Annotated in this window: 22 protein-coding genes and 1 tRNA gene; 10 read left to right on the top strand and 13 right to left on the bottom strand. The window is 62.9% G+C overall.

The genetic code is table 11. From position 1 onward, the window contains the following. Window positions 1-146: 146 nt before the first annotated feature. Entirely contained in the window at window positions 147-1,463 is a 1,317-nt protein-coding gene (locus NY08_RS11790; RefSeq protein WP_045200249.1) for an HNH endonuclease, read from the bottom strand. A 298-nt stretch (window positions 1,464-1,761) separates the two neighbouring features. On the opposite strand from NY08_RS11790, the gene NY08_RS11785 reads away from it, so the two are divergent. The 6 genes from NY08_RS11785 (at window position 1,762) to NY08_RS11755 (ending at window position 7,429) form a co-directional block, all read left to right on the top strand. Then, complete coding sequence (locus NY08_RS11785) at window positions 1,762-2,871, top strand: tyrosine-type recombinase/integrase (RefSeq protein WP_045196536.1); 1,110 nt, start codon at window positions 1,762-1,764, stop codon at window positions 2,869-2,871. An 862-nt stretch (window positions 2,872-3,733) separates the two neighbouring features. Beyond that, the gene (locus NY08_RS25525) at window positions 3,734-4,588 is read left to right on the top strand and encodes a helix-turn-helix domain-containing protein (protein ID WP_158462540.1); all 855 of its coding nucleotides are present in this window, start codon (window positions 3,734-3,736) and stop codon (window positions 4,586-4,588) included. Window positions 4,589-4,832: 244 nt separating this feature from the next. Further along, window positions 4,833-5,138 carry a hypothetical protein gene (locus tag NY08_RS11770; protein WP_045196530.1) on the top strand — a complete coding sequence of 102 codons (306 nt, stop codon included), beginning with the start codon at window positions 4,833-4,835 and terminating at the stop codon, window positions 5,136-5,138. Window positions 5,139-5,493: 355 nt separating this feature from the next. Then, the gene (locus tag NY08_RS25160; RefSeq protein WP_052683781.1) at window positions 5,494-6,000 is read left to right on the top strand and encodes a hypothetical protein; all 507 of its coding nucleotides are present in this window, start codon (window positions 5,494-5,496) and stop codon (window positions 5,998-6,000) included. Between the two features lie 281 nt (window positions 6,001-6,281). After that, entirely contained in the window at window positions 6,282-7,139 is an 858-nt protein-coding gene (locus NY08_RS11760) for a phage major capsid protein (RefSeq protein ID WP_045196528.1), read from the top strand. After that, window positions 7,136-7,429 carry a hypothetical protein gene (locus NY08_RS11755; RefSeq protein ID WP_045196526.1) on the top strand — a complete coding sequence of 98 codons (294 nt, stop codon included), beginning with the start codon at window positions 7,136-7,138 and terminating at the stop codon, window positions 7,427-7,429. Before NY08_RS11760 ends, NY08_RS11755 begins: the two co-directional genes overlap by 4 nt. Before the next feature lie 160 nt (window positions 7,430-7,589). On the opposite strand, the gene NY08_RS11750 is transcribed toward NY08_RS11755, so the two are convergent. The 3 genes from NY08_RS11750 to NY08_RS11740 form a co-directional block, all read right to left on the bottom strand. Continuing rightward, window positions 7,590-7,844, bottom strand: a complete 255-nt coding sequence (locus NY08_RS11750) for a hypothetical protein (RefSeq protein ID WP_045196524.1) — start codon at window positions 7,842-7,844, stop codon at window positions 7,590-7,592. A 3-nt stretch (window positions 7,845-7,847) separates the two neighbouring features. Further along, window positions 7,848-8,117, bottom strand: coding sequence for a hypothetical protein (locus NY08_RS11745; protein ID WP_045196523.1), 270 nt, complete (start codon window positions 8,115-8,117; stop codon window positions 7,848-7,850). 96 nt (window positions 8,118-8,213) lie between these two features. After that, the gene (locus NY08_RS11740; RefSeq protein WP_045196521.1) at window positions 8,214-8,429 is read right to left on the bottom strand and encodes a hypothetical protein; all 216 of its coding nucleotides are present in this window, start codon (window positions 8,427-8,429) and stop codon (window positions 8,214-8,216) included. Window positions 8,430-8,814: 385 nt separating this feature from the next. On the opposite strand from NY08_RS11740, the gene NY08_RS26065 reads away from it, so the two are divergent. After that, a complete protein-coding gene (locus tag NY08_RS26065) occupies window positions 8,815-8,979 on the top strand; it encodes a hypothetical protein (protein ID WP_158462538.1) in 165 nt (54 codons plus the stop codon). Between the two features lie 432 nt (window positions 8,980-9,411). Further along, window positions 9,412-10,272, top strand: a complete 861-nt coding sequence (locus NY08_RS25155; RefSeq protein ID WP_052683779.1) for a hypothetical protein — start codon at window positions 9,412-9,414, stop codon at window positions 10,270-10,272. A 346-nt stretch (window positions 10,273-10,618) separates the two neighbouring features. On the opposite strand, the gene NY08_RS11720 is transcribed toward NY08_RS25155, so the two are convergent. From NY08_RS11720 to NY08_RS11700, 6 genes are all read right to left on the bottom strand, one after another. Continuing rightward, window positions 10,619-10,972, bottom strand: a complete 354-nt coding sequence (locus NY08_RS11720; protein ID WP_045196519.1) for a hypothetical protein — start codon at window positions 10,970-10,972, stop codon at window positions 10,619-10,621. A gap of 480 nt (window positions 10,973-11,452) precedes the next feature. Continuing rightward, entirely contained in the window at window positions 11,453-11,602 is a 150-nt protein-coding gene (locus NY08_RS26060) for a hypothetical protein (RefSeq protein ID WP_158462536.1), read from the bottom strand. A 141-nt stretch (window positions 11,603-11,743) separates the two neighbouring features. After that, window positions 11,744-11,819, bottom strand: a tRNA-Arg gene (locus NY08_RS11715). A 418-nt stretch (window positions 11,820-12,237) separates the two neighbouring features. Continuing rightward, on the bottom strand, window positions 12,238-14,655 hold the full coding sequence (locus NY08_RS11710; protein ID WP_144407357.1) for an ABC transporter permease: 2,418 nt from the start codon (window positions 14,653-14,655) through the stop codon (window positions 12,238-12,240). A gap of 50 nt (window positions 14,656-14,705) precedes the next feature. Continuing rightward, complete coding sequence (locus tag NY08_RS11705) at window positions 14,706-15,407, bottom strand: ABC transporter ATP-binding protein (RefSeq protein WP_032396254.1); 702 nt, start codon at window positions 15,405-15,407, stop codon at window positions 14,706-14,708. Window positions 15,408-15,491: 84 nt separating this feature from the next. Next, the gene (locus tag NY08_RS11700) at window positions 15,492-16,724 is read right to left on the bottom strand and encodes a PucR family transcriptional regulator (protein ID WP_032395793.1); all 1,233 of its coding nucleotides are present in this window, start codon (window positions 16,722-16,724) and stop codon (window positions 15,492-15,494) included. A 334-nt stretch (window positions 16,725-17,058) separates the two neighbouring features. Between NY08_RS11700 and NY08_RS11695 the strand changes: the two genes are divergently transcribed. Together NY08_RS11695 and NY08_RS11690 are read left to right on the top strand one after the other, a co-directional pair. Further along, window positions 17,059-17,964 (top strand): acyl-ACP desaturase, encoded by a 906-nt coding sequence (locus NY08_RS11695; protein WP_045196515.1) that lies wholly within the window; start codon window positions 17,059-17,061, stop codon window positions 17,962-17,964. Window positions 17,965-18,117: 153 nt separating this feature from the next. After that, window positions 18,118-18,978, top strand: coding sequence for a universal stress protein (locus tag NY08_RS11690; RefSeq protein WP_045196513.1), 861 nt, complete (start codon window positions 18,118-18,120; stop codon window positions 18,976-18,978). Here NY08_RS11690 and NY08_RS11685 read toward each other — a convergent pair. The 3 genes from NY08_RS11685 to NY08_RS11675 are packed head-to-tail and all read right to left on the bottom strand — an operon-like array spanning window position 18,971 to window position 20,655. Beyond that, a complete protein-coding gene (locus tag NY08_RS11685; protein WP_032395790.1) occupies window positions 18,971-19,297 on the bottom strand; it encodes a cupin domain-containing protein in 327 nt (108 codons plus the stop codon). The two genes, NY08_RS11690 and NY08_RS11685, sit on opposite strands and share 8 nt — an antisense overlap. Before the next feature lie 54 nt (window positions 19,298-19,351). Further along, entirely contained in the window at window positions 19,352-19,858 is a 507-nt protein-coding gene (locus NY08_RS11680; RefSeq protein ID WP_045196511.1) for a dihydrofolate reductase, read from the bottom strand. After that, window positions 19,855-20,655 (bottom strand): thymidylate synthase, encoded by an 801-nt coding sequence (locus NY08_RS11675; RefSeq protein WP_045200242.1) that lies wholly within the window; start codon window positions 20,653-20,655, stop codon window positions 19,855-19,857. Before NY08_RS11675 ends, NY08_RS11680 begins: the two co-directional genes overlap by 4 nt. Window positions 20,656-20,679 lie beyond the last annotated feature (24 nt).

Here is a 20,679-nt window from a genome sequence, read left to right as displayed (position 1 = left end):
GGTGGGCAGTTTCGATCGCCGTAAGAGAAGCCTGTGCTGGGTGCACATGGAGGTTCGGGAGCATTCCACGACGTCTGGCGTGCAGCTGGGCGCGCCGTTGACGAGTGTAACCGAGTCGGTGCTCGGTATCTTCCCGCCGCGACCTGTCATGCGGCGTCGTCGTCGAACAGACCGGTGATGATCACGTTCTCGATTCTCGAGTTGTAGACCTCGACCACAGGCATCGGCGGCGCGCTCGAGTCATAGGTGTGCCTGGTGGGTGAGATGAGCCGGTAGCGATGTCGAGCGCCCCGTTTGTCTCGTAGGGCCTCGGCCGTCCAGCCCTCGCCCTCTTTCGCGTAATTGCATGCGGCACAAAGGCCTGCGCCGTTCTCGGCGCTCGTTCTGCCGCCGGTGGAGTGGGGTCTGATGTGGTCGTGGTGACGGATCGGCGCGTCGCACCACGGAGTGCGGCAGGTGCGATCTCGCAGATCGATGAGGCGTCCCAGCGCGGTCGGAAATGCGCGTGATGTGGACTCGACAGCCGTCAATGCGCCGGACGTCGGATGCGCGTAGAGGCGACGCAATGCGACGTGCGTCTCACTGTCGAGTGTGTGTCGGATGAGTTGCCGGGCGACGTCGGACGGAATGTCGCCATAGCCGTGCACGTACGCGGACGTGGGACCGCCGGCCAGGAGGGCGGCGTCGGCGATGACGATGTCGACGGTCACCGGCGGGCCCTGTGCGGCGGCTGCGCCGGTGACACGCTCGAACACGAGGTCGGCCATGATCTGGTCGCGGGTCCGTGTCTCACCGCCTGAGTTGACGATGGTGTCGGCGTCTCGTCGCAAGGTCGCCCACATGCAGACCATCTTCTCCATCGAGGTGAGGACCGTGAAGAAGCCCATCGATTCGGGTGCTGGCCGGGTGCTCGTGCGGCGGGCGGCGTAGGCCTTGGCGCGTCGTTTCACCTGGGAGGCGGCGTCGAGTTCGTTGGCCAGGGCGCGGGCGCGGCCCTCGATGGTGCGGTCACCGGCACCGGCCAGTGTGGCGGGGTCCGCGCACAGTCGTTCGTCGACGGTGCGGCGGTCGTCGACGGTGAGGCATGCGGTTTCGCGGGCGAGGATCATGGCGCGCCACTCGTTGAGTTCTCCGGCTCGTAGGCGTGCCAGGGTGTGCGGCATTTCGTGCACCAGAGCGCGAGCGAGGCCCAGATGAGTGCCGCCGCGGTTCGGGGACTCGCGTCGGGCCAGGCCGATCTGTGAAGCAATACCTATGCGCCACTGAGCTTTCGGCTTGCCGCGCTCGCGGCGTTCATTACTGATGGTCGTCGCCACGGCGTCGGTCACGATGACTTGAACGGCCACGCTGGCGCACTTGACCGTCTCGAGAGCGGAGATCAAATCGATCCCGGCTGCTGCGTCGACAACGACATCGGACGCTTGAAGGCGCGCAACGAACCGCAGCACTTCATCGGACGTCAACGGCAAATCTTGTACAGCTGTGACCACGAGTTCCTCCCCAGTACTCGAATGCATGTTCGATGGTAACGGGGATTTCCAGGCAGCGCAACAGCGGCACGCAACTGATGGAGGGCATGGATCGGACTCGTCTGGTGGTGCCCTCGGCAGGATTCGAACCTGATTAGGATGCCTCGTAGCTTTGTGGTCCCACCAGGCAAAATAGCTTGTTTACCTGGTAGAATGGCAATATACACGGATGACCGGATTGCACGCAATGTGACACGTCTGCACTCCCTTATTGCACGAGGATTGCACGAAAATGGCAGCGAAAAAGGGTATGCGTGGCTGGGGTCGACTCCGGCCACTTCCGTCGAAGCGATACCAGGCCAGCTACATCGGCCCCGATGGTCGGCTCCACAAGGCACCTGCAACGTTCGCGGCAAAAATTGATGCGCAGGGCTGGTTGAGCGCCGAGCAGCGCAAAATTGAGTTAGGCGTCTGGCGAGACCCGCGCGAAGCGCCGAAAACGGTGCTCACAGTGAGGGATTACGCCGAACGATGGCAGTCGGAGTCGAGTTCGCGCCTCAAGCCCAGGACTCTCGACCTCTATCGAAGCTATCTGAATCGGGTGATCCTTCCCGGCTTGGGTGACGTGGCGCTGAATCAGTTGACTGTGAACGATGTCCGAGGCTGGTTCGCAGGCCTGGAGTCGTACCCGACGCGGAATGCGAACGCTTATTCACTACTCAAGACGATTATGAACCAGGCGCTCGACGACGAGCTGATAGCTGTAAACCCGTGCAGGATCAAACGTGCGTCTGTGAAACACAGGGTGGCCGAGCCGGTTGCACTGTCGGCCAGAGAGATTCAGTCCCTCGCGGACTCTATGACGGTTGACCGCTGGAAAGCGTTGCTGCTCGTAGCTGGGTTCTCAGGGCTCAGGTGGGGCGAGCTTGCGGCCTTACGTCGCTCTGACTTCGTACTCTCAGGAGGAGAGAACTCGGTAACCGTTCGACGGTCGGTGACTCGGCAGGCTGGCAGATTCGTTGTGGGTAGGCCCAAGTCAGCCGCCGCGTTGCGCACAGTCCCGCTGCCGTCAGGGCTGGCTTTCGCAATCGCGGGGCACCTGGAGGAGTTGGCTCTGGCTGGCAGCTCGGGCCTGGCGTTTCCGTCCCTCACGGGCGACTTCCCGCACGAGAACACTGTCAGGCCTCACCTCAAGCGCGCAGCGCTGGTGATCGGCTACAACAGCTTCCGGTTTCACGACCTGCGACACAGCGCGGCCACTTTGTTTGCGCAAGCAGGGGCGACCCTTGCGGACCATATGACGCTCATGGGACACACTTCCTCCACCATGAGTGCGCGGTACACGCATTCGACCGCTGCGAGAAACAAGGATCTTGTGGAGGGCATGTGGCCACCCGAGTGAGGCCCGTTGCTCGGTAAGTGTGTGATTTGCGTCATATCTACATCCGGTTTTAAGGTACCCACCTTGTAATGACCTCTTCGGAGCTTTCCGCAGCGTCACGTGAGTCAGTGATCGCTCAGAATGAAAAGGTACCTCTTGACTCACTGTGACAGGCTTGTTCTGGAATGGCCTGGAACATCTGGCGGTGTCAAATGTCCTGTGAAATGCTAGAACTCGCAGAACAATGACACAACAGAACGGACGCACACATGGCACGCCAGAGGGCAAGACTTGCAAGCATTGAGGTGGCAGCAGAGGCATGGGTGCTGTCTCCCCGGACAATCCGACGCCGCATCGCAGACGGAACCATCAAGGGGTACAAAATCCCTGGGACAAGGGCTATCCGAGTCGATATGAACGAGATTGAGGCACTGACTCAGCCGATGGGCCACGCCGCCTGACAGTCCGGGCTCCCCGATTCAAGCTCGACCACACAACTGAATATCGAACGGACACAGCATGACTGCTTATGACGACGGTTACACCCCTGCTCGAATCCTTGCTGAGCAGTTCGGCATCCCTCGCAGTAGAATCGTCCGCTTGGCGATTGGCAGAAAGATCATTGCCTTCCAAGGCGGTTGCGACTGGTACGTCCAGCCCGAGTCCTTGAGCGCGCACATCGAAGCGCTCGGACCCCAGTAACACACATTCTTCGCCGCATTCTCGCGGCCCGCACCTCTTCGAGGTCTGCGTTCGGCAATCGCACTTCAACGAGCGATGCCCGCCATGTAACCAGCATGGCGGGCATCGAAAACAACTTCAAAGATATGAGTCCATGATAACACAAAACACGCGTGAAACTGTGTACGCCAATGGATTCACGATGATCGACAACGACATTATTCGAGAGACCCGGCTGAGCCGTAACGCCCGATTCCTGTACGTCGTTCTTTCGAGTTTCGCGCACAACGAGACGGGCCAATGCTTCCCGAGCCGCTCAGAGTTGGCACGGCTGATGGGTTACTCGAAAGCCGCCAGTGTCGACCCGTATTTGGCCGAGCTGGTCGACGCGCGGCTTATATCGGTCGAACACCGCGTCACTGACAAGGGTGACCCAACATCGAATCTCTACACAGTGAAGCGGCACCTTGCCGAGGTCACCGCAATCTCTCCTAACGGAGAGGGGGTAGTCCCCGTCAGCGGACCACCCTGGTCCCCTACAGCGGACCACCCTGGTCCCGGTGAGCGGACCACGGTAGTCCCCTCCAGCGGACACGAACTAGACCCACCACAACTACACCCATCTAACGAGACTCAATTATCAACGAACGCAGCCCGATCGGAGGGCTCTGCGAAGCGAGAGACTCACGAGGTAGACAACCTGTTTGGACGATTCTGGAGCTACTACCCGAACAACTACGGGAAGAAGCCAGCCAGGGCAGAGTTCGAGATTGCGATCAGGGCGAACGATCCCGAGATAATCATCGAATCAGCAAAGCGATACAGGGATGACTCCAACCGAGAAGAAGCGTTCACCAAACACGCAAGGACTTGGCTGGAGAACGAAAGCTGGAATGACCCAGACCTACCGGCCAGGAGAATCCCAGTGAACAAGATGACTCCAACCGAACGTGGATTGGAATACCTGAATCACTCGTCGCAGGGATATTCGTCACCAACCCGCTCACTTCCCGGCTACGCCGATCCATTCGCGATCGACTCCCTACCCCCTCGATAACAGCTACCAACTCGCAGAGCCTTACTGTCCCCACTTCCCAAGCTGTCTTTTCAATCAGTGGAAGACACAGGCACTTCGCTTCGCTCAGCCACCGAACCCCCCCTCCAAAGTTCCGCTAAAGGTTCCCCCGCTGATACCGATTGCGGGGGTCCTGAGAGGGGGTAGCGCCGCCCAGGATCTCGATTGGGCACCCGAGTCTCAGATTTCGATTCCAACCCCTCAGATTCCTACTAGGAGATATTCCGTGACCATTTCCATGACAGTGCCGCCCCGCTCACCGCTTGTCTGGCTGGGACAGGTGCTCGACTCGCACCGCTTGCCCGCCGACGTTCGCGCCGTCGCAGTGGCCCTGGCAGAACACGCCGACGACGAGATGATGTCCGCGCCGGGTATCGCGAAGCTGCGAGCATCGACCGACCTTCTCGAGTGGAAAGTCATCCGCGCATTGCATGACCTCCAACTGACTGGCCACATCGTGAAGGTTGCAACCGCGAAACCATTCCTTGCCGAGTCTCACGATTCGTACAAGCTCCAGGCGTCGGGCCGATGACCGCCGCGCCGATGAGCTACACAGCCGAGGACCTGCCACCACGACTGACCAAGCCCGATGGGTCGCCAGACGTGCGGGGTTGGCTCACCTTCATCGAGCCGCTACCCGACGAACTGCAACGACTAGAAGACGCCACGGCGCATTTGGACCTATACAGCCGCCCTCGCAATCGCAGACGGCACCCCACGGAGACGGAGCGGGTCCTACTTCGGGCGATTGGCTTCACGCTGCCCGACGACAATCCCAACTACAGAGGCGTCCCGCTGCGGACGTTTGTCACTTACGCAGGCAACACGACTCGGATACGAACATGGCCGCTACTGGCCGATCAGACACCAATCTCAGGAGACCACGCATGACCGCACCCACCACGACCCCGAGCGCCGCACCCGCAGAAGCGCCTAGCGCCGACGAAACCGGCACCAACGACACTCAGGTAACCCCCGACAGCTCAGAATCCCAGGAGAGCGCCGACGAAACAGCCGGCAAGAGTCCGAACGCCGAGGCAGCCAAGTACCGGACCAAGCTACGGGCAGCCGAGGGTGAGCGAGATGCGTTGGCTGCGACGGTGGAGACGATGCAACGCGCCGAGGTGGCGCGCCTGGCGGGCGTGATCCTTGCGCAGGGCGGTGATCTGCTGGAGCTGGGCGGGCACGAGCTTGCGGACGTACTGGCCGAGGACGGCATAGTCGATCCCGAGCGCGTCGCTGTGCTGGCCAAGGAACTCCAACTGTCCCGTCCTGGTCTGTCGAAACACGGAATTGGCAACTCGCACATGAACTTCGGTCAAGTCGCCACTGGTCCCGCCAGCGGTTACGGTGGCGGGAAGTCCGGCTGGGCGGGGGTGATCCGAGGACGCTGACCCCCCTGTAAGAACCTCTTGCACGTGCGTGCGAGCCGACTAAACTGGTCCTAGCAGGTCACAGCGCCCGCACCTGAGCGTGCAGAGCAACCGGCCAATCCTTGAGCAGAGTCCACCGTGAATTGCTCGCGACCTGTACCCCCGAGTTCGACCTAGAGCCTGTCGGCTGGGTCGAACTCGGTACAACTTCATAGCACCTGTGGTGCACCCGTCGTTCCCTGTGGGAAGTCGGAGAGAAGTTCAAAAACGCTCTCCCACAACACAATTTCATAGAGGAACACATGACGAACACCACACTCAATAGCTCAGCGATACTGACTGAGAAGCAGATCTACGACCTGTTGATCGAGCCAGTCCAGAAGCTGTCCGTATTCGCCCAGGCATCGACGGTCATCCCGACCCGAAACAGTGCAGTCCGGGTCCCGATCATGGCCAGCGGCCCTACAGCGGCGTGGACCGCCGAAGGCGCAGAAATTGCCATCACCGATGCCGACATCGACGAACTGGTACTCACTCCCGCGAAACTCGCTGGTCTGACGGTGATCTCGAACGAGCTGGCCAACGATTCCAGTCCCGCCGCTGCCGAGATGATCGGCGGCTACCTCGCAAACGACCTGGCCGCGAAGCTCGACGCTGGCGCGTTCGGCAACCTGGCCGCACCCGCCCCGGCTGGCCTCTCGGCATTGTCGGGAATCAAGACCCTAGCTGCACCGAACGACGCGAACGGCTTCATCGAGAACCTCGACTGGGCTGCCGAGGCGCTGTCCCTGGCCGAACAGCGCGGGACGCAGGTCAACTCGTTCGTGACCAGCCCCGAGACGGCGCTACGCTTGGCCGTAGTGAAGCAGGGTGAATCGCACCTCGCGAAGTCGCCACTGCTCCAGCCCGATCCGACACTGCCGACCCGTCGACTGGTGCAGGGTGTGCCGCTGCTCGTCAGCCCGCACGTCGCTCCGAACACGATCTGGGCAATCCCCGCCGCCCGCTCGCTGCTGGTGATGCGCCAAGACGCCACCATCGAATCCGATCGAAGCGCGTTCTTCACTTCGGATCGCAGTGCAGTCAGGGCGATCCTGCGAGCAACCTACGGCTGGCCTGACCCTGCAAGCATCGTCAAGATCACCACTACCGCACCATGACCTCGCGGGCACGAGCAGTCGCACCGTCCGAGGCAGTCCTCTGCCGGGTAAGCCCAGGGCATCTGATCTATGACCAGGTTCAAGGTCGTCAGGTCGGTGCAGGTGCCCTGGTGCTGGTCCACCCCGGAGCAGTAGCGGGATGGGTACGTAACGGCTGGTGCGAGATTGCGGACGACGACCCGACCGAGGCCGAGGACGACGACGAACCTGCCCCGGCAGAGTCCGTCGCCAAGGCACCCACCGCACCACGCCGCCGTGCAGCGAACAAGAAACCTGCCAGCGGCAACTAATAAGCCTCCTGGTCACCGTCGCTCCTGCGGACGACCAGGAACCTCAGGAAACGACCTCAGTCATCGCTCCCTGGACCCAGAACGGCACGCACCCGGTTCCCTCCTGTCCCAGGTGCGTGCCGCTCGCGGTTGGACGGCACAGAATCTTGCATGACCCGCCTCAGTACCCCATCGCTTTACGTCGCTGGAGGATCTCGTGAGTCGCTCCAGCGTAGGCATCGTTCATGGCTGCCACCATGTTCCAGCATTCGATTGCGTAGTCGTATTGCCCGGTCGCCGCTGCGTGTTCGGCTTCCTTGCGCCAGTGGTCGGCCTCTTCCTTCACATGTTTGCGAGCACTCTGCGCGTGGCCGATTTGGCGTTCCTGTGACGCCTTGGCGCGCTTCTTATTGAGTCGATCTGTGTAGTAACCCACGATTCAGCGCCCCAGCGCCGAGAGGCGGTCGAGCGTCTCGAATGTCCCCAGCGCCGCCGCCTTACGAGCTGCGCGGAACGATGCGTAGCACTGCTCGGCGTACTCGTAGTCCTTCGCCCGCATCGCCATGTCGCCTTCCCTGCGGAAGTTCTCGGCGCGCTGGTCGGAGATCGCGACGCCAGCCACCGCGTATCCGAGGCGGCGTTCGTTGGTTTCGGTGCGGCGCTTCTCGTTGCGACGTTCCTTGTAGAAATCGAGCAGACTATCGGACATGTGCGAACTCCGTTCGTGAGGTGAATGGAATGATAAGTGACAGTGCGCGTCCCGGCAGGGAATCGAACCCAGCTGCAACCATTCGGGACCACGGAGCTAGGTCAACTCGGCAGGCATGGGCTGGCCGAGGCGCATGCAGTTGAGCACCGTTCGTGTGTCGTCGCGCATCTCGACAGCGCGGGCGTACTCGGGGCTGTCCTCACCGAACTGCTCGCCAACGTCAAGCACCCACTGGCGCGCATCCCATAATTCGCTCTCCATCTCGGCAATGTCGGCGGCGGGGTAGTCGATGAAGTCGGTGAATGCGGGCATGGCGAAGCTCCTTCGTAACGGGTGCCGAGTGGCGGGAAGTGGTGGGCGAGAGCCCGAAGATGTTGCAGTGCAAATCGTTTGACTGCTGCATCCAATATAGCAGTCAGGGGGCCGGAACCCCCTGCCCCCCAACGGATTTCACTACGCAGCGCTCTGTGGATCGCTGTGCGCCATACCTGAACATTCCCTAGGACTTGACAAGATCTACGAAAGGACCTCGTATATGCCCAGGTCAAAGCCCCTACCCGGTGAAAGCTGGTCCGAGAATGCGGTCAGTTTCTGGCGCGAAACCACCCTGAAGTACACCTTCAACGTGTCCGAAATGCTCATTTTGAATGAACTTTGCAGGGTGGTGACGCGACTTGACAGGCTCCAGGATGCAATGGTGGACGAACCGCTCGTGGTGACGGGCAAGACAGGGCCGGTAACGAACCCGTTGCTCGTGGAAGCTCGCCTACAGGGTCAGGTTGCGGCCCGCCTCGTGGCGTCACTGCGCATTCCCGACGAGTCGGCAGTAGCTCCGTCCAGCGATGCACCGTCGCGGCCATAGAAGCGCGGCGCTGCTCGCGGTGCTTACTCGGGTACGTCCTATGCGCCGAGCGATGCCCCGCACCTGCGCAGTATCGGCGGCGCTTGATGGCTGGCCGTATCGCCGCGAAATCTCCGAGCAGGGTGACTGTCCCTCCCGAGATCGCAGCTGGCCCCTGCGTCCCGGTATGGGCCAGCGCCGAGACGCTGGAACGGCTCGCGATGATTGCCGACACGCATCCCGAGTGGTCCGCGCAGCGGGCACGGGCGATGCTGTCTGCGCGTGGCGCGTGGACGCGGGCTGTAGCTCGGTGGGCATCCGATGTTGGCCTCGACCACTTGACCGCCCGATCCGCGATCACGCACCGTCGACCCTTCTGGACTTAAAGAATGCGGACGCGCGAACCCGCAGCGATCACAGGTTCCACCGTCGTTTTGCTGCATACTTCAATCCATGACGGAGGAATGGCGTCCGCTCGGTGTAGAGCCTGACGATGAGACTTATTTCGAGTTACACGAGGGCATCAGCGAATGGCTGCGTAAATCGCTCGTAGATTGGTTAGCAGAGACCCTGAATGACCATGGTCGGCCAATCTACCCGCCAATCGTCAACCTGGAGGTTGTCAAAGGCATCGAGCGCGTCCTGCGTGTCAAGGTAACTGGAAAAATCGGTGAATACGACGATGCTGCTGCCGCCGCTCGGCTGCTGGTCAGAGAGTTCGAGGGACTCGGCAAGGAGTGGCAACTTGTCGACTATCTTGTGAGTGTCGGAGCCGATGCGGACAAGCTTCGTTACTTACTTGAAGATGCGTCCTCTGTGTGGACAATCGGTATCCGTTCGGGCAGGGCAGCGCTTGTGCGCCGGTTGACCGACGGTGCAGCGCAGGCTATAGCAACAGTCGGTGTCACTGCGAGGAATGCAGGTAAACGCCTGTCAAATGCGTTCGAGGCAGCGTACGGAGTCGATCCTGACCCGTCAAAGGCTTATAGCCTAGCGATCAAAGCAGTAGAGGACGCCACTATTCCCGTAGTTAGCCCGGCGAACGCCAAGGCGACCTTGGGAACTGTCATTCGGGATTTTAAGAACGCTCCGACATTCCGACTGCCGCACAACCGCGAGCATGAAGATGCGTCGACTCATACTGTCGTGCTGGGAATGATGCAGATGTTATGGGTGGGGCAGACAGATCGTCACGGTGGTCCCGCATCTGTTGGAATTCCCCCGGTGTCGCAGTCGGAGGCCGAAGCGGCAGTGATGTTGGCGGTGCCGCTCGTTGAGTGGTTTACCTCAGGCAAGGTGAATAAGGGCATCTGAGTCGGCTTGACCCGATAGGTCTGCTCAGTCTTCGCGTACCGTCGACCGTTCTGGCCCCAGTTGCTACGCGGGCACAACCTTATTCACCAAAGTGTCGCCGTCGCCTTGAACTTTCAGATTCCCGTGCTCGGATGTGAGGGTCCACGGCGGCTCTCCATTGCCCCAGGACATGCGCTTTCCGTGGACTTTGAAGATCGCGCCGAGCGGGCTTTGTACGTGGTCACCGGTCTCGATCTGGGACATCGGGACTCTGACAACTCTGAATGGTTGGGTCATGGGGTGTGCCCTCCTAGCGGTGTGGACGCTGGGACATACCCTATCCGGCGAAACCGACAAATTGGTCGGTCTATCGGACCCGCGCCGCCGCCGCGATGTAGTCAGCGAGCACCATTGCCCTCTCAGGGGACAGGTCGACAAGATCGCAGTGCGAATCCGACCACTCGATAGTCACGTCGTGGACGCCCTCCAGGGCAGCGCTGCTCACTCGGAGTGTGGCCTGCATGGCGGGGATGAGCTGATCGAAACCTAATGCGGCAGAAGCGAAGCGGAGTGCATCGGCCAGAATGAGTGCGTCGGGGCATTCCTGCATGGTCTGCGTTCCGTAGTCACCTTCCCAGGCGACAGCTACAAAGCGCATGTCACCTGCACGAGCGCTACGGACCTCGACCAGGTCACCCATTCGATTCATAACGGCGTTCATCAAGTTCCTCCTGTTGGGAATGGTATCGGTTCTAGAGATGAAGAGCGCGGACTAAAGGCCAAAGCTTGGGACCTCCCAAATTTCCGACCCCCGTTTGTCCGCGCCGACGCCTCTGGCCCTGCGGCCACTTCGGGCCGCAAGGCTTAGAGGTATTACCTACCGAGCGGGGATCAGTCGCCAGGTAGGTCCCGGCAGCTAGTTCTGCCGAGCTTCGTAAGGGATCACAGTGACTAGAGCGGTCGTTTATCGTCTGACCCGCCAGATAGCGACGTTTGAGCGTCGAACTACGAGCGAGTCAGGTTGGTGGGTTGGACGGCTTCGATACCGCCGTCAGGCCAGCGCACGGCGATGAGGACGCCGCGCCGCTCCAAGACGGTGCACGGCGTGCGGTGACGACCAGAGATGCCGACGTACACAGCCCGAAGGCGCGGGGTGCAGTCAGCGAGGCTCAGCCGCTGCGATTCACGGACGACGGCGGCGTCAAGCACCGACGTACCAACCGAGGGCCAGGACCATGCGCATAGCGAAGATGACGAGGGCATAGGCGGCGATCACGCCGAGGCACGCGAAGACTCCCGCGATGGTCTCAGGCTGAATCTGGGCGTGCAGTATTCTGCGAGCACGGTTCATACGGCTTACTCCGTTTGTTCCGAGGCTCCGTGCAAGTGCTGGAACACTTGCCGGAGCCGACTGGAGCCGGAGGCCCGTAACCGGATCTAATCGCACGGAGATTGCACGAATCGTCGCTCAGCAGTAATTCCGCTGGTCAGATGGTGCCCTCGGCAGGATTCGAACCTGCGACCTACCCTTTAGGAGAGGGTTGCTCTATCCCCTGAGCTACGAAGGCTGGTGATCGTTCTGCTCACCAAAAGCCCTTGTCCAACAACGGCTTTCGATCCATCGAACAATCGGTTGCGGATGGGTTCGCTGCCTCCGGTGCTCAGCTGGCCCACATCGCGCTCGCTAGTCTAGCGGCCCACCGTGTCGATCGTGAAGCAGGTTGCCGCTGCTCGTCACCGTCCCGGTCAGCGAGGCGATCAGGTTTAGGGCAGTGCGATGCTGGTGAGCGGTGTAATCGGCGATAAATTCAATGCCGACGAAGCACTCGATGTCACGGGCGAAAGCGTCGAACGTCGTCGGTCATCCTCGTACAAACGCGCGCGCATTTGCCAGACGCGCGCACAATCGCCGGCCACGGGCTGCCTATTCCGCTCGCACCTGACGAACGCGCGCGCGTTTGCGGATCCCGAGGCCCCGCAGAGCACCTAATCCGCCGCGATGGCGTCCACGATGTTCAGTCGCGATGCGTGCACAGCAGGTGGAGCCGAACCCAGCAGCGAGAGGCCGAGGGCGACGAGTCCGTACAGCAGCACCGACCAGCTCGCGGTGTAGGCGACCGGAATCCCGATGCTGGCTCCGAGGATCAGGGTGCTCAGGTATTGCAGCCCTGCGCCGATGATCAGGCCGAGGACACCACCGACGATGCCGACCGACAGCGCCTCGGCGAGCACCATTCGCGCCAGGGTTCCTCGGCCACCGCCCATTGCGCGCAGCACTCCCAGTTCGCGGCGACGTTCGAGCACCGACAATGTCAAGGTGTTGAGCAAGGCGACGGCAGCGACGAGCGCGACGATCCACTGCAGCGCGATCGCCAATGCGCCGGACTGTCGGATGGCCGCACTGGTGCCCTCCAGAGCCGCAGCGCCGGTGTAGACGAAGGCTTCGGGCGGCAGTGTCGAACGCAACGAATCCTGTACGGCGGCAACGTCTCCGTCGACGCCGATCTCCAAATACGTCGCCCCGGGTCGGTCGTACCACCGTTGCATCGAATCCAGCGAGATCGCCATCGTGCCGCCGGCGGCGTTGATGTAGTCGACCAGATCCAACACCTGCACGGTCTGGACGCCGGTCGGCGTCGGCAAGTCGATGGAGTCGCCCACCGAGACCCCCAACGTTCTGCCGAAGCCCCGGGACAGCACCACCCCGTCACCGGCGAGCACCTGGGAACGCACGTCCTCGGTGAGCGAGGTGAGAGTCACCGCGTTGCTACCGTCGGCGACGCCCTGGATGGATACCGTCTCGCCGTCGATCGTGGCGTACGCCCACTGTCCCTCGACGATGCGAGACACACCGGGCGTCGACGCTACGGCGTCCTCCACCTCGGCGGGAACGATCGGGCCCGACGGTATGGCGTCGGGCGAGGTCATCGACACGTACAGGTCGGTATCGGCCAACGACGACAACGACTCGGCCGCCGAGTCGGTCATGTTGGTCAGTGAACCCGACACTCCCACACTGACTCCCACCGCGATCACGATCGTCATCACGGTTGCCCAGATACGCCGCGGGGCGCGTTCGATGGTGGCGGTCGCGAGGCGACCGGCACCACCCCAGCGGCGGGGGACCGCTGCGGTGATCGACACGATCGGCCCCGTCGCGCCGACGCACAGCGCGACGACGCCGAACATGAACAGCGCACCGGCCCCGAGGGTCAACTGTCCGTCGACGTTGACGGCGAACAGGAAGGATCCGGCGACGGCGAGCAGGCCGAAGACGGTTGCGGCCACGGTGAATCGCAGACCGGGGCCTCCCGAGGTCTCTCCGCCGCCGACCGCGAGCGCCTCGATCGGCGAGATGCGATAGACCTGAACCGCCGCGACGGCCGAGGCGCCCGCGCAGGCCAGCACACAGGCCACGATCGCCACCGGAATCGCGAAGCCGGGCAACACGTATTCGATCCGCGCATCGAAGGCCTGCGAGAGGAACGGCGGCAGACTCTCGATCGCGATGCGGCCCATCACGATTCCCAGCGGAACGCCGACGGCACCGCCGACGAGCCCGACCAGAACGGACTCGAACAACAGGTCGCGGACGATATCGCCGCGGCGGCCACCGACTGCCCGGAGCAGAGAGATGGTGGGTCGACGCTTCGCGATGGCCATGTTCATGACGTTGAAGACGAGGAACGCCGCGACGACGAACGCGATGAGCGAGACCATCAGTGTGGCATTGCGAGTCAGGCTCATCGCCTGGTTCGCGCGGTTGGCCCTGAAGTCGGGATTCATCACCGACACCCGGCCCGCCAGTGCGGCGTCGAGGTCGGTGCGCAGAGCGTCGCCGCTGCCGAGAACGAAGATCGAATCGAGTTGATCGGGGCGGTCGGTGAGCGTCTGAGCCGTCGGGATGAGCGCAACGGCGAACATGCCCCCGCCGATCCGCTGCGTCCCCGGGCCGTCGACCACACCGACCACCGTCGTCGGAACATCGTCGATCGTGACGGTGTCGCCCTGAGTCAGACCTGTTGCGGCTCCGACCAATACCCCGGCCGGGTCGGTGAGCAACCCGGCCGCGTTTCCGACTGCGCCTTCGAGGTCGGATTGCAGTGCCGTGATGGACGAGTCGACACCGAGAATCGTCAGGTCTCCGACGTCGGACCGAACGGTGCTGCGCAGCAGTGGGACTGCGGTCTCGACACCGGGGACCGCGCGAACTGCGTCGAGCTCGCTCTGATCGAAGCCCGAGTCGGTGACACCGACGACCTCGTAGTCGGCGTTACCTGCGATCGACACCGCGAGACGCTCGACGGATCCGGTCAAGGACCCGTACGTGCCGAGGACGGCGATGAGCAACCCGGCCGCGACGGCGACGACGCCGGCCGAGACCAACGAACGCACCCAGTGCATGCGGAGGTCGCGCAGGCTGATGACTCGAAATCTGCTGAGCGCGGTGCCTATCACCGATCGAGGCCGGCCGTGGGAGTGTCGGTCTCGACGCGACCGTCGATCATGCTGACGATGCGATCGGTGGACCGTGCCGCCTCGAGGTCGTGGGTCGCCATCACCACCGCTCGACGCCCGTCACTGGCGTGCGCCACCTCGGCAAGAATCTCCAGGACGTTGTGGGAGGTCTTCGAGTCGAGATTGCCGGTCGGTTCGTCGGCGATCAGCAGTGCCGGATCCATCATCAATGCCCGTGCGATCGCGATGCGCTGGATCTGACCGCCCGACAACTGCGCCGGACGGTGCTCGGATCGGTTGGAGAGTCCGACCATGTCGAGCAGACGCATCGCGTCGGACTTGGCCTTCTTGATGGGGGTGCCGTCGAGCAGCTTGGGAACGGCGACGTTCTCCCATGCGGACATGGTCGGCAGCAGGTTGAAGAATTGGAAGACGAACCCCACCTGGTGGCGTCGGAAATCGGATTGAGCATTGTCGTCGAGGGTGGTGACCTCGACGTCGTCGAACCGGATGGAACCCGACGTGGGCGTGTCGAGTGCGCCGAGCATGTGCAGCAGCGTCGACTTGCCGGCACCGGACGGCGCGACGAGCGAGACGAACTGGCCACCCTCGATCGTGAGATCGATACCGTCCAACGCGCGTACCGGTTGCTCGCCGGTGGGGTACTCCTTGACCACACCGGACAGCTCGAGCTTCAACTTCGTCATCCAACAATCCCCTGCTCCTCGAATACTTCCGACGCTACCTGCCGTCGGGTCGAGAAACCGGTCGGAGTTCTCAGATCACGCTGCGCCGCGCGAGGATTCGAGGCGTCGGGCCACCAGAGCGGCCTGCAGGTGTCGGATACCCGAGGGACGGGTCGGGTCGAACCCGGTGAGCTGGGCGATCCGCTTGAGGCGGTAATCGACGGTGTTGGTGTGCAGGTGGAGCTGGCGTGCGGACCGCTGACGGTTCAGATCGTGGGAGATGTGGATCTCGAGGGTCTCGAGCAGCTCCGGCGACGAGTCGAGTGGCTCGAGGATCTGGGTCAGGTGGCGACGGCCGGGTCCCGGTCGCGTGAGCTGGTATTCGAGCACCAGGTCGTCCATGCGGTACAGCCCGGACGGACGGTGCAGCTGGTGCGCCAACGACAGCAGTTCGTGGACCTGATCGGCTGCGGTGGGGATGTCGGCGGTAGCGGCCTGCTCGGCGGTGACGGTGACGGGAACCTCGGCGGCGGTACCGATGCGGTGCACCAGGGCCTCGACCCACTCTTCGTCGTGAACACCCGGGATCAGCACGGTGCCGCCTTCGGTGCTCAGCAGAGACAGGGGGGTGCGACCGCAGATCGTGGCCAGTTCGGCCTGAACGCGGCGCAGCTTTCGACGGGCGGCGACGGTCTTCTGGATATTGGGGTCGTTCTCGTCGGGGTGCGGCGGCACCGAGATGGCGAGCACGAGGTAACTGTCGGCGAGCTCGATGCCGGACTGACGGGCCATCGACACCGCATTGTGGCCGCTGAGCAGCGAGGTCACCAGGGTGTGCGCTGCCGTGTGATGCTCACTGGCCACCGATTGGAGCTCCTCGACGTAGCTCTTGCTGGCCGCGATAGATACCTTCTCCGACAGCAGCACGAACATCCGCGCGGCCTCGATCAGTTGGGCGGCGTCGCCTTCACCTGCCCGCTTGGACACGAGATTCCAGCCGATCTGGATGCCCTCATGGTAGACGCTGAGGACGGACTCGAGGGGCACACCCTCCCGCGCCCACTGACTGGCCTTGGCGCGGAGTTCGGCCAGGTCGGACTCCGCCGGAGCACGTCTTTCGTCGAGCATCTGCACGGCGATACTGATGCACTTGACGGTGAATTCGGTGACGTCGCCGTGAAGCTGTTCGCCCGGCAACGACCCGCAGGGGGTGTTGGCGGCGAAGTGCCCCACGAGGAGCCGAGCCACCGCGCGGAAGTCGCGAAGAGGAGCCGACGCAGGCTGACCCGCGACCATGATTCCGAGGCTAGTCGAGTTGTGAACGGTCACAGATCAACCCTTCGTGTTGGATTCTTCAGGTCTCGAGAAAGCAAACTCACTCACGCGTATCGATGCGCTTCCACGGCTCAATGTATGCAATCCCCGACGAAACCGCGGCGTTTTCGTACTTCAAGTTTGTTTCCGGGCCTCTAACAGGATCGATCATAGGTTGTTATCAACGCGTGATCCACCATTTCGGCAAAACTCGTTGTGACCTATCTCGAGCGCGTGCCGTGGGCGCTTGCGACTTGCCCTAAACAATCGCCAAGCCGTCCCGACGGACGGGCCGCGCATCTACGTTGATCTCCGTCGGAGTGGGTGTGCGGGCGGCGAAGGGGTGGGTATGCGCAGTGACATCGGGCAGTTCGCGGTTCTGCGAGAACTGCTGCCGAGCATCGAGGCGAATCTCGTTCGTCATCGCGCCGAAGCCGTGCAGTGGGAACCGGCCGACTTCGTTCGGGCCGAGATGTACTGGGGTTCGCGTCCCTCCAGCCTGACCGAGGCCGCCAAAGCGGCATTGGTGACCACTCTGCTTGTCGAGCAGAACATTCCGCTGTACCGGCGCGACACCGCCGCCTCCGAGATCGGGGCCTGGCCGTCGTGGCTCACCGTATGGAGCGAAGAACGAACCAGGCATGCAGTGGCGGTCACCGACTACCTGGTCGCCACCCGCAGCGTCGATCCGATCGCCCTCGGTCGCGCCCGAGCGCAGTGCATGACGGTGGGTTTCGACGCCCCGATGAACGGAGCACACCTGCTTCGGTCGCTCGCTCAGGTCGCCCTGGACGAGTCGGTCGCGAGCATGTGCCACCGCAACACCGTCGCGCAGTGCCACGATCCGGTGGCCGATCGCCTGCTCGGACGCATCGTCGCCGACCAGGACCTACACGTCCGCTTCTTTTCCGACCTGGTCTCCGCAGCGCTCGAGGTTGCGCCGTCGCTCACCGTCACCGCGATCACCGAGGTCGTCATGAACTTCCAACTGCCGGGCAGCAACCTGCCGGGGTTCGCGCGCAGTGCGATGCTCATCTCGCGTGACGGAATCTACGATCTACGCCGCCACCTCGACGAGGTCCTGCGTCCCTTGCTGGCACAGTGGCGCATCTTCGAGCGCACCGACCTCGGTGCAGGAGCCCGCAGTCGCGACCAACTGGCCGACTATCTCGATCATCTCGACGCGCAGGACACCGCTGTCGAGCTCAGCCGCACGCGAAGCCGAGAGTACGCAAACGCATTGCGCGCCAGCTGACACCACATACCCCGGGGGGTCCGTGGGACCGGCGCCTCTTCGATTCGATTCGAATCGAAGAGGCGCTTCGGCGGGGTCCATCGACTAGCCTGAACTCCTATTCGTCATACGCCCGAGGCCCCGGTTCTCGCGCAACGACCGGAGGCCCGAAACGTGACAGGCTCTCGACCGATCATCGTCGGCATCGATGGATCCGCTGCAGCGGACAAGGCCGTGATCTGGGCGGCGCTCTGTGCTCACCGACGCGATCGGCGATTGCACATCGTGACGGCCGTGGACATGCCGGGTGTGGTCGACCTGAGCGAATTCGCCGGAGAAGCAACCGAATTCGTGGCCACGGCCAAATCCAGATTGGTGGCGGCGGAAACTCTGGCGGCACTGGTGGTCGACGATCCGGCGTTCGAGGTGACCTCGAGTGCCGTCGAGGGCGGTGTGATGGACGTTCTCATCGGGGTCTCTGCTCAGGCCGAGCTCCTGGTGATCGGGGCGAGCGAAACCGGTGCTGTCACACTCTCGTTGGCTGCTCACAGCGTCTCTCCTGTCGCGGTGGTGCGAGGCCGTGACATCGACGGTCGGCCGGTCGCCGAGGGGCCGGTCGTCGTCGGTATCGACGGCTCGGAGGTCAACCAGGCTGCGGTCGAGTGGGCGTTCGTCGAAGCATCGGCCCGCGGAGCCGTGCTGATCGCGGTGCACGTGTGGTCGGATGTCGATCTGACCCAGTCGTTCGGCCGTGCACCCAAGGACTGGCAGGCCATCGCCGACGGTGAGGAGGCTCTGCTGGCGGAGAGCCTCGCCGGCTGGCAGGAGAGGTTCCCGGACGTCGAGGTGCAGCGCATCGTCGCTCAGGACCGTCCGGTGAGGATTCTGAGCGGACTGTCCGAAACCGGAGCGTTGATCGTGGTGGGCAATCGGGGGCGCGGTGGATTCGGTGGAATGCTGTTGGGCTCCACGAGTTTCGCGCTCGTCAACACCGCGGACTGCCCGGTGCTGGTCGTGCGGAAGTCCCCTACATAGCGACGGTCAGCAGAAAGCTCACGTCTTCGAGGGCCTCAACGCTGTGGCGGGCGTCGGGGATGACGAGAAGGTCGCCGGTCGAACCCTTCCAGGAGCGTTCACCGGAGATCAGTTCCAGCTTGCCGCTGAGCACCAGGACGGTCGACTCGCCGGACAGGTCGTGTTCGGCCAGTTTGTTACCGGCGGCCAGCGCCACGACCGTCTGCCGTAGGTGGCGTCGGTGACCGCCGTAGACCGTCTGCGAACTGCGGCCACTCGACGCGCCGACTGCAAGCTTGAGCTGTTGGCGGGCAAGGGCGGTGAGTGACTTCTTGTCCATGATCGTCAGTATGACGCACCACTCGCAGTCGCGACGGGGGAATCCTGAACGCGCTCAGGAAGGTTGGGTAGGCTTTCCGTACTCGACCCAGCGGAATCGGGTGCCGTCGACCCGGCTGCTCTGCCAGTCGCCCACCCTGGCGACCCAGCCGTCGGGAATCTCCGGAGCACTCGTATCGCCCACGACGTCGAGATCGACCTCGGTCACCTCCAGGTGGGTCGCGATATCCATTGCACTGCGATAGATTTCGCCGCCCCCGATGACCCACACCGGGTCGGCGTCGGCGAGCGCGATCGCGTCGGCGACGCTGTGTGCCACCTCCGCGCCCTCTGCCGACCACGATGCATTGCGCGTGACGACGATGTTCCGACGCCCGGGCAGCGGCCGGAACTTCGCGGGAAGTGAATCCCACGTCTTGCGGCCCATGACGACGGCATGACCGCCCGTCACGGCGCGAAAGTGTGCCAGGTCCTCGGGAATGTGCCAGGGGATACCGCCCCCGTCCCCGATGGTTCCCGTGGTGCTCTGCGCCCAGATCGAGCCGACGAACGGAGCACTCACACCGCTACCGGGGCCTTGATCGCCGGGTGGTGCCGGTAGCCCACGATCTCGATGTCCTCGTAGGTGTAGTCGAAGATCGAATCCCGTTGCGCCAGTTTCAGAGTGGGGTAGGGGTATGCCTCGCGCGAGAGCTGCTCGGTGACCTGATCGCGGTGGTTGTCGTAGATGTGGCAATCGCCGCCGGTCCAGACGAACTCGCCGACCTCGAGACCGGTCTGCGCCGCCACCATGTGCGTGAGCAGCGCATAGCTCGCGATGTTGAACGGCACTCCGAGGAACATGTCCGCACTGCGCTGATACAGCTGGCACGAGAGCTTGCCGTCGGCCACGTAGAACTGGAAGAACGCGTGGCACGGCGGCAGCGCCATTCGCGGGATCTCGCCGACGTTCCAGGCCGAGACGATCATCCGCCGCGAATCCGGGTCGGTCTTCAAGGTCTCGATGACCTGGCTGATCTGGTCGATGTGCTCGCCCGACGGGGTGGGCCACGATCGCCACTGCACTCCGTAGACGGGGCCGAGCTCGCCGTCGGGAGCAGCCCACTCGTCCCAGATGCTCACACCGTGTTCCTGCAACCACGTGGCGTTCGAATCCCCACGCAGGAACCACAGCAACTCGTAGACGATGGATTTGAGATGGACCTTCTTGGTGGTGATCAGCGGGAAGCCCGCGGCCAGGTCGAAGCGCATCTGATGCCCGAACACGCTGGTGGTGCCGGTTCCGGTTCGGTCGGATTTCGCCGTCCCGGTATCGAGGATGTGGCGCAGCAGATCTTCGTACGGAGTCGGAACCATCACGACGGTCATCGTAGCTGCATACTG

The sequence above is a fragment of the Rhodococcus sp. B7740 genome, assembly GCF_000954115.1.
In the GTDB taxonomy this organism is placed as follows: Bacteria; Actinomycetota; Actinomycetes; order Mycobacteriales; family Mycobacteriaceae; genus Rhodococcoides.
This window is presented reverse-complemented; position numbering and strand designations above follow the sequence as displayed.

Bases quoted from the DNA above. Each gene is read 5' to 3' on its own strand.
- NY08_RS11720 (WP_045196519.1), bottom strand. From the start codon at position 10,972: ATGAACGCCGTTATGAATCGAATGGGTGACCTGGTCGAGGTCCGTAGC.
- NY08_RS25160 (WP_052683781.1), top strand. From the start codon at position 5,494: ATGACCGCACCCACCACGACCCCGAGCGCCGCACCCGCAGAAGCGCCT.
- NY08_RS11685 (WP_032395790.1), bottom strand. From the start codon at position 19,297: ATGGACAAGAAGTCACTCACCGCCCTTGCCCGCCAACAGCTCAAGCTT.
- NY08_RS11745 (WP_045196523.1), bottom strand. From the start codon at position 8,117: ATGTCCGATAGTCTGCTCGATTTCTACAAGGAACGTCGCAACGAGAAG.
- NY08_RS26060 (WP_158462536.1), bottom strand. From the start codon at position 11,602: ATGAACCGTGCTCGCAGAATACTGCACGCCCAGATTCAGCCTGAGACC.
- NY08_RS11785 (WP_045196536.1), top strand. From the start codon at position 1,762: ATGGCAGCGAAAAAGGGTATGCGTGGCTGGGGTCGACTCCGGCCACTT.
- NY08_RS11710 (WP_144407357.1), bottom strand. From the start codon at position 14,655: ATGCACTGGGTGCGTTCGTTGGTCTCGGCCGGCGTCGTCGCCGTCGCG.
- NY08_RS25155 (WP_052683779.1), top strand. From the start codon at position 9,412: ATGACGGAGGAATGGCGTCCGCTCGGTGTAGAGCCTGACGATGAGACT.
- NY08_RS11740 (WP_045196521.1), bottom strand. From the start codon at position 8,429: ATGCCCGCATTCACCGACTTCATCGACTACCCCGCCGCCGACATTGCC.
- NY08_RS25525 (WP_158462540.1), top strand. From the start codon at position 3,734: ATGATCGACAACGACATTATTCGAGAGACCCGGCTGAGCCGTAACGCC.
- NY08_RS11760 (WP_045196528.1), top strand. From the start codon at position 6,282: ATGACGAACACCACACTCAATAGCTCAGCGATACTGACTGAGAAGCAG.
- NY08_RS11695 (WP_045196515.1), top strand. From the start codon at position 17,059: ATGCGCAGTGACATCGGGCAGTTCGCGGTTCTGCGAGAACTGCTGCCG.
- NY08_RS11755 (WP_045196526.1), top strand. From the start codon at position 7,136: ATGACCTCGCGGGCACGAGCAGTCGCACCGTCCGAGGCAGTCCTCTGC.